Origin of the sequence: Streptomyces sp. NPDC003077 (genome assembly GCF_040611095.1) — a bacterium.
GTDB lineage: Bacteria > Actinomycetota > Actinomycetes > Streptomycetales > Streptomycetaceae > Streptomyces.
Window position 1 is genome coordinate 232,704 of sequence record NZ_JBEXNM010000001.1, and the last position, 8,140, is coordinate 240,843.

Genomic DNA, 8,140 nt, shown 5'->3' on the forward strand with positions numbered 1-8,140 from the left:
AGGGGGAGCGAAAGGGGGCCCGACGTGGTGACCGTGTCGGGCCGAATGCCGCGCGGCGACCGTCCCGCTTGGCCGGGAGGGCGGGCGCACGCGGGCGCGAAACTCCGCGTCCGGCTCCCTCCCTACAGACACCTCCGCTGCTGCGGAATGCCTCCGATCGCGCCGCTCAGGTCCACGAGACCGTCCCCGGGAGTGGCGGAGGTGCCCGAGAAGATGACCTCGATGGCGGGAACCCTGCCGTACGTGGTGAGGACCTTCTCCTCGCCCTTCGAGCGCGCTTCGTCCAGCACCCAGTCCACGCCGTTCACGGTGAAACAGGGGTCGGGGGTCGGCCTGAGCGGCGTCACGCCACAGCGCAGGACCGTGGTCCCGTCACCCCAGACGGCGACGCCCGGAAGGTCGGTGGGGGACCGGTCTTCGTCCAGGAGGCGGGCGGGGTATTTACGTGCGGTCTCGTGGCAGAGGGGGGAGTTGGCGTGGGGGCGCTGATGACGTTCGGGGAAGGTGACGTCAGTTCGTGGACGCACAGGGCGGCGGCCCCGATGACGGCGACACCGGCCAGGGTCAGGGACAAGCGGGCTCTCCGGCTGATCGTCATCAGGGCTGAGCGCTCCTTCTCGCGTGCGGCTTCCCGTGCTCCAAGTGTGGTGCCCGGCCTTCCGGATGAGGCTTGCGGGGGCCGGGGTGCACGGGGCGGAGCACTGGCACATGAAGGACACGGTTCTGCCCCGGGGCCGGTCCCGCCTTCGCGTCGGTCGTGTCGCGCCTTACTTGGGGATCACCGGACTCGCAACTGCCTTCGTTGCCCAGGGAAATGAAGGCAGGTGTCATCGTGAGTAATAAGCAGGGCCTCGTGAAGTTCGGGCATGCGCAGTAGCAGCAAGAGGCCGGGGAACGCCGAAAAGAACACTTCGGCGGCCGGGTGCCGCGCCTGTCTCAACATGCTCTGGCAGACAACGGACAAAGGCTGCTCGCGGATCGCTGCGGTGAAATCTTTGAGTCGTGCATCGTTCCCTTCGCTGTGCGCGCGTGACCAGCCTTCCAGATGTAATTGAATGTCTCTCCGTGCTCGCTCTCGCGCTTCGGGGAGTCGGCGTTCGTTCAAACCGCAGATGCGCAGCGTGTATTCCCCTCTCGCGGTGATGGCTTGGTATATCCCGGTGTCGATGTTCAAGTGCAGATGATCGAACGGGTCTTCTCGCGTCGGATCGATGAGCTTCGGAACCCCCAGGATCTCCCTCTCGAAGTTGTTCAACTTGTACCGGCTGTTGCAGGTCGAGCAGGAAAGGAGGTGGTTGTGCCGGCAGAAAGTCTGTGCGGGATTTTCCGAGAGCGGTACGTAGTGATCCACGGTGTCGGCCATGTGGTGTCCGCAATACATGCAGGCGGAAATCCCGTGTGCCATGTTCTGTAGCGTCGCGAGGATTTCATCGCGCACGGGTGATGATTTCCATAGTGAGCGTGCGCGCTGCGTGCGGTCCGCGGCGTCATGGTTCAGGATTTTGCGAGTGAGTGCCTGGGCGCGATCGTTCAGTTCGGGAGGGAGCGGAGGGCGCCGGATGGGGATCATACGGATTCGGCATCCTCGCCCAGAACTCGTGCCGAGATCTCGTCTGCCCGGGAGACCGGCGAGCTCGACAGTTTCCTCTTCAGGGTGCGAATGCGATGGACGTCGTCCTCGTCGGCTTCACCGCGAATCAGGCGCGTCTCAAGCCGTGCGAGTTCGCGGCGCAGCTCTTGGGCCGGTTCGGAGTACGCGGTATCCAGGCCGAACAGCTCGGAGAGTACGGCATCGTCCCCGGTTCCATACACGATCCTGCGGTACAGGTCTGCCGTCACCTGCTCCGGCGGCTCTGAATCATCCGGACCTGGCAGTCGAATGAGGCCGCCCTCGTCCGCTGCTTGGCAGATGTAGGGGCTGTGGCTGGTGACGATGAACTGGATTTTGGGGAAGTGTTCCTTCAGCCAGGGGCCGATCCGCTGCTGCCAGGAAACGTGCAGATGCGCGTCTACCTCATCGATCAGCACTACGCCGGGATAAGGGGCCACCGGCTTGCCGTTCCGTTCCTCCAGCCGGAATTCTCCGAAGGAATGGTGAATGCGCCTGATGATGTCCAGCACGAGTGCTACAACAGTGCGGTGGCCGTGGCTCATCTGACGAAGAAGGAAGACCAGGTCGGTCTGGCCTCTGGTGAGCCATAGTCCGTCTGCGTCGATATCGTGGACGACGTAGTCGTCAGGCAGAAGGCCGTCGTCCAGTATCTTGATGATGTTGTCCAGCAGCCCTGAAAACTCTGTTCTCTGGTCGAGCTTGAGGTGATGCAATTGAATCATCCAGGCGACGGCTTCCGTCAGTGCCGCGTCCTCTTGGAACAGGGTGCGAACACCTGCCGCTGCCTGAAGGCGGCCACTTGGGTTTACGCTGCGGCGGTAACTCCCGCTGTGCGGCCAGTCGGCGCCGTTCTCCGACAGTCTGCGGAACGGCCCGTAACCCGCCAGGAACCATCCCGACGGCGGATGACTGCTCCATAGGGCTCGGCGATACCTGTCGGCTGCTTCGAAGGATACTTCTGTGGCCGCAGTTGTCTCCCGATAGCCGTCGTCGAAAAGTGTCGGCGGTTCCGGCTGCCAGGTGACCGAGATATCTGATGCGTAACCCAGCAAAAGCTGCGGTGCTCCATCGAGTTCCAGCCACAGCTGGATGTTTCCGCGAACGCACCCAAAGGACAGCCAGTCCTCAAGTTGCCCATCCAGAAGTGATGCGCGCTTCTCGCCGATGGTGCCGAGCGCGATTGCCTGCAGGAGTGCGGTCTTTCCCGAGCCGTTGCGCCCGGCCACGACAGTCCAGCCGGCGTAATCCCCGTTGGGCCTTGTGAAGTCGAGGTCGACCGCACGAGGCCCGTAGAAGCCCCGCACTCCGTCGATGCGAAGTCTCTTCACGTACATGTCCAAGCCTTTCTGGTGCAAGGCCAGGTGCGCAGGCATCCTGCCGACCGCTCCGAGCCGTGCTCAGCCTGCCCCGTGCCCCAGCGGTGCCGTGCTGCCTCGGGAACAGTGACGGGGCCTCAACCTACTCAGGTGGGCGTGCGCCTGGGCTCGCGAGCGAGACACGTCCGCTGAGACTCACTCGAACATGGGGACATGGGGACATGGGGACATGGCGACATGGAGCGGGTGGTGATGTTCGTTGAGTCAGCGACTGATGCGGCGTGCGGTGACACGGGTGAATGAAGGAGCGTGCTGGGCACGGTGCGACCACGCGCTGTTTGACGCACCGCCTTCTTTGGGCCGTCTCCGGGCCGTCCATCAGCAGCGAAGCGCCCGGCAACGACCGCGTCGGCCCGGCGGCCCGCAGGGCCCTCCCGACGTTTCCGCCCCCTACACCCACGTGTCGAACCACATCCGGTTGTGCCACGCGCTCTTCGGGATGGGCTGGCCCGTGTAGATGGGCCAGAAGTAGATGAAGTTCCAGATGATGAGCAGGACGAGGACGCCCGCGCCCACGGCGCCCGCGGCGCGGCGGCGTTCGGTGGAGCCGGGGGGGCCGAGGAGGGCGCCGATCAGCATGGCGAGGGCGAGGCAGAGGAACGGGACGAAGACGACGGCGTAGAAGAGGAAGATCGTGCGTTCCTGGTAGAGGAACCAGGGGAGGTAGCCGGCGGCGACGGCGCAGGCGATGGCGCCGGCGCGCCAGTCGCGGCGGAAGAACCAGCGGTACAGGACGTAGAGGAGGGCGAAGCAGGCCGCCCACCACAGGAGCGGGGTGCCGAGCGCGAGGACCTCGCGGGCGCAGCCTTCCGCGGCAGTGCAGCCGTCGTGGCCCATCTTGGGGTCCTCGTAGAAATACGAGACCGGGCGGCCCAGGACGAGCCAGCTCCACGGGTTGGACTGGTAGGTGTGCGGCGTGGTCAGGCCGGTGTGGAAGGAGTAGACCTCGGTCTGGTAGTGCCACAGGCTGCGCAGCCAGTCGGGCAGCCAGGTCCAGCCGGCGGCACGGCCCTCGGGGGTGGTGGCCCAGTCGCGGTAGTAGCCACCCTTGGTGACGATCCAGCCGGTCCAGGACACCAGGTAGGTCAGCAGCGCCAGGACGACGGTGGAGCCGAAGGCGGGCAGCACGTCGCGGCGCAGGACCGAGCGGAAGGGGTGGCGGGCGCCGGCGGTGCGGCGGGCGCCGACGTCCCACAGGACGAGGAGGACGGCGAACGCGGCGAGGAAGTAGAGGCCGTTCCACTTCGTGGCGGCCGACAGGCCCAGGCACACCCCGGCCACCAGCCGCCACGGCCGCCACCCCAGCCGCAGCCGGTCGCCGACCTCGGCGCTCGGCCGGGCCACCCCGTCGTCCCCGACCGGCAGCGCGGCGGCCAGCCGGGCGCGGGTGCGGTCCCGGTCCACCAACAGGGCGCCGAACGCCGCGACGACCCAGAACATCACGATCAGGTCGAGCAGCGACGTACGGCTCATGACGAAGTGGAGCCCGTCCACCGCCAGCAGGACGCCCGCCAGGCAGCCCAGCGCGGTCGAGCGCAGCAGGCGGCGGCCGATGCGGCAGATCATCAGCACCGACAGCGTGCCGAGCAACGCGACCACGAACCGCCAGCCGAAGGGGTTCATGCCGAACGCCCACTCGCCCAGGGCGATCATCCACTTCCCGATGGGCGGGTGGACGACGTAGGAGTGCTCGGGACTGAGCAGGATCTCGGGCGGATGGGCGAGCAGGGCGTCGTTGGCGTTCTTGGCCCAGGTGCCCTCGTAGCCGTACTGGAGGAGGGACCAGGCGTCCTTCGGGTAGTACGTCTCGTCGAATATCACCTTGTCCGGGCTGCCGAGGTTCCAGAACCGCAGCACCCCGGCGAACAGCGCGACCAGCAGCGGCCCGCCCCAGCCCGACCAGCGCGCGAGCCGCGCCGCGGCGTTCGGGCCGATGCCGAGCACCGCCCACGTCCGCGTCCCCGGCTCGGGGAACGGTGGCACCAGCCGCTCGCGGACCCCCGGCTGGGGCCTGCCGAGGTAGCCGAACCGGCGCAGCCGCTGCTGCCACGGATGCGGGCGCTCGGTCGGCGCCTCGGCGCGGTGGGCGTCTGTCGCGGTGTCACTCGTCACCGGGCCATCGTAGGGAAGCGCTCTGAGAGAGCGGTGAGGGCCGCGCGGGGGACGAACGTGGGGCGGCACACATCGGGGAGGGGCGTCCTCGGGGCTTCGCACGGGAGGGGCGCGTGGGGCCGTGCGGGGCGGCGCGTGGGGCGCGCTCGCGGGGGAGTGGTTCGCGCTCGCGCCCCCGGGGGAGGGGCGGTCGATGGGGCTGGGTGCGCTGAGGGGGGCCGCCCTGCCCGGAGGCTCGTCCGTGAACGCGTTCCCGAGGCCCGGTCTGTATGCGCGTTCCCGAGGCCCGTCCGCAAACGCGTTCCGAGGCCCGTCCGTAAGCGAGCCCCGGCCCCCCAGAGTGGCCACGCGCCCCGCGCCCTCCCGCGGCTGCGAGGATGGCACCGTGACTGGAACGCTCGTACTTGCAGGGACGCCCATCGGGGACGTGGCGGACGCGCCGCCGCGGCTGGCCGCCGAGCTGGCCGCCGCCGACGTGATCGCCGCCGAGGACACCCGTCGGCTGCGCCGGCTGACGCAGGCGCTCGGGGTGCAGACCCCGGGGCGCGTGGTGTCCTACTTCGAGGGGAACGAGTCGGCCCGGACGCCCGAGCTGGCCGAGGCGCTGGCGGGCGGGGCGCGGGTGCTGCTGGTCACCGACGCGGGGATGCCCTCGGTTTCCGACCCCGGGTACCGGCTGGTCGCGGCGGCCGTCGAGCGCGGGGTGAAGGTCACGGCGGTGCCGGGGCCGAGCGCGGTGCTCACGGCGCTCGCGGTGTCGGGGCTGCCGGTGGACCGGTTCTGCTTCGAGGGGTTCCTGCCGCGCAAGGCGGGCGAGCGGCTGTCCCGGCTGCGGGAGAGCGCGGACGAGCGGCGCACGCTGGTGTTCTTCGAGGCGCCGCACCGGCTGGACGACACGCTCGCCGCGATGGCCGAGGTGTTCGGACCGGACCGGCGGGCCGCGGTGTGCCGGGAGCTGACCAAGACGTACGAGGAGGTCCGGCGCGGGCCGCTCGGGGAGCTGGCGGAGTGGGCCGCGGAGGGCGTGCGGGGCGAGATCACCGTCGTCGTGGAGGGCGCGCCCGAGCCGGGGCCGGGCGATCTGAGCGCCGAGGAGCTGGTGCGCCGGGTCCAGGAGCGCGAGGCGGCCGGGGAGCGGCGCAAGGAGGCCATCGCGGCGGTCGCGGCGGAGGCCGGCGTACCCAAGCGTGATGTCTTCGATGCGGTCGTGGCGGCAAAGAATGCGGCGCGAACGGGCCCGTCCGAAGGTAAATGACTAGCCTGGAAAGTAAAGCGCGGACCGCGCGGCGGGGCGGTTCCGGGGCCCGACATTCTCCGTGATGTCAAAAGTGGGCCAATATGAGGAACCTTTGTCGCGTGGCGGCCGGGAGAAGGCGTCCACTGGAAGTGGACTTCCTTGACGTGGACGTCCTCACCCGGAGACCTTGTCCAGCGGGCAAGAGGAGCGGCTATGAGTGACATCGCCGGAACGCACGACCTCACCAGTGGCACCCGTCCCACCCCCCGGACCGATCCCCCCGCGCACGAGGCGTACGCCTTCGCGTGCATGCGGTGCGGGCACGGTTGGGAACAGGCGTACGAGATCACGCATCACGTCGACGCCGAGGGGCGCACCCACTGCGTGTACCACGCGGACGGCGCGCGTGTTCCCTCCCCGCTGACCCGGCCCGTCTGCCTGAACTGCGGCGGGACGCTCGTCCGCATCATGCGCGCGGGGCAGGTCTCCGAGGTCTCGGCAGCCATGGCGGGACTGCACCAGCGGCGGGACTCCTCGTCCCGCGGGAAGAACGGACGCGGCGGGCGCGGCGGACGCGGGCAGGGCACCCAGGAGGCCGCGGACGGCGTGGACAACGCGTCCGTCCCGGCCCAGGACGGCCAGGCTCGGGACGTCCCGGCCCAGGACGGCGCCGGGAAGCGGGACCACCACTGGCACCTGGCCGACCTGCTGCACCCCTTCCAGCACCACCGGCTCCAGCACCACAAGTGACGGCCGTGGCCGCGGTCCTCGTAGGATCGCGGCCATGAGCAGCACCAGCAAGGACGCGCCGCCGCCGCTGCCCGAGCCCCTTCGGGTGCCGGTCGCCGACTCCCACACCCACCTCGACATGCAGGCCGGCACGGTCGACGAGGCACTGGCCAAGGCCGCCTCCGTCGGCGTGCGGACCGTGGTGCAGGTGGGCTGCGACCTGGCCGGGTCGCGGTGGGCGGCGCAGACCGCCGCCGCGTACGAGAACGTGCACGCCACCGTGGCCCTGCACCCCAACGAGGCGCCCCGCATCGTCCTCGGCGACCCCGACGGCTGGTCCCGCCAGGGCGCCCGCCCGGCCGGCGGCGACGCGGCCCTGGACGAGGCGCTGGCCGAGATCGACGCGCTGGCCGCGCTGCCGCACGTCCGGGGCGTCGGCGAGACGGGCCTGGACTACTTCCGCACGGGTCCCGAGGGCGTCGCCGCGCAGGAACGGTCCTTCCGCGCGCACATCGAGATCGCCAAGCGCCACGGCAAGGCACTGGTCATCCACGACCGCGAGGCCCACGACGACGTGCTGCGCGTGCTGCGCGAGGAGGGCGCCCCGGAGACGGTCGTCTTCCACTGCTACTCGGGCGACGCCGAGATGGCCAAGGTGTGCGCCGACGCGGGCTACTACATGTCCTTCGCCGGCAACGTCACCTTCAAGAACGCCCAGCCGCTGCGCGACGCGCTGGCCGTCGCCCCCGCCGAACTGGTCCTGGTCGAGACCGACGCGCCGTTCCTCACCCCCGCGCCGTACCGCGGACGGCCCAACGCCCCGTATCTCATTCCGGTCACGCTGCGCGCCATGGCCGAGGTGAAGGGGATGGACGAGGACGCGCTGGCCACGGCGGTGGCCGCGAACACGGCCCGCGCCTTCGGCTACTGACCGTCCGGGCGCCGTGGGCACGGGCCGGGCCGTCGGTTGCCGATTGTCCGGGCGCCGTGGGCACGGGCCGGGCCGTCGGTTGCCGATTGTCCGGGCGCCGTGGGCACGGGCCGGGCCGTCGGTTGCCGATTGTCCGGGCGCCG

General features: G+C 69.8%; 7 protein-coding genes. 3 read left to right on the plus strand and 4 right to left on the minus strand.

Going from position 1 to position 8,140, the window contains the following annotated elements:
• Positions 1-122: 122 nt before the first annotated feature.
• The 4 genes from ABZX96_RS00990 to ABZX96_RS01005 all read right to left on the minus strand — a co-directional run bounded on the left by ABZX96_RS00990 (position 123) and on the right by ABZX96_RS01005 (position 5,100).
• Entirely contained in the window at positions 123-527 is a 405-nt protein-coding gene (locus tag ABZX96_RS00990) for a DUF3515 family protein (protein ID WP_355535634.1), read from the minus strand.
• A 251-nt stretch (positions 528-778) separates the two neighbouring features.
• Positions 779-1,570 (minus strand): hypothetical protein, encoded by a 792-nt coding sequence (locus ABZX96_RS00995; RefSeq protein ID WP_355535637.1) that lies wholly within the window; start codon positions 1,568-1,570, stop codon positions 779-781.
• Positions 1,567-2,946: an AAA family ATPase gene (locus tag ABZX96_RS01000; RefSeq protein WP_355535893.1), complete on the minus strand. Its 1,380-nt coding sequence runs from the start codon at positions 2,944-2,946 to the stop codon at positions 1,567-1,569. Before ABZX96_RS01000 ends, ABZX96_RS00995 begins: the two co-directional genes overlap by 4 nt.
• A gap of 432 nt (positions 2,947-3,378) precedes the next feature.
• Positions 3,379-5,100 (minus strand): phospholipid carrier-dependent glycosyltransferase, encoded by a 1,722-nt coding sequence (locus ABZX96_RS01005; RefSeq protein WP_355535640.1) that lies wholly within the window; start codon positions 5,098-5,100, stop codon positions 3,379-3,381.
• A gap of 385 nt (positions 5,101-5,485) precedes the next feature.
• Here ABZX96_RS01005 and rsmI point away from each other — a divergent pair, with 385 nt between their 5' ends.
• From rsmI to ABZX96_RS01020, 3 genes are all read left to right on the plus strand, one after another.
• On the plus strand, positions 5,486-6,355 hold the full coding sequence (gene rsmI, locus ABZX96_RS01010) for a 16S rRNA (cytidine(1402)-2'-O)-methyltransferase (RefSeq protein ID WP_355535643.1): 870 nt from the start codon (positions 5,486-5,488) through the stop codon (positions 6,353-6,355).
• 195 nt (positions 6,356-6,550) lie between these two features.
• Positions 6,551-7,087 (plus strand): hypothetical protein, encoded by a 537-nt coding sequence (locus tag ABZX96_RS01015; protein ID WP_355535646.1) that lies wholly within the window; start codon positions 6,551-6,553, stop codon positions 7,085-7,087.
• 34 nt (positions 7,088-7,121) lie between these two features.
• Positions 7,122-7,997: a TatD family hydrolase gene (locus ABZX96_RS01020; RefSeq protein ID WP_355535649.1), complete on the plus strand. Its 876-nt coding sequence runs from the start codon at positions 7,122-7,124 to the stop codon at positions 7,995-7,997.
• Positions 7,998-8,140: the final 143 nt, after the last annotated feature.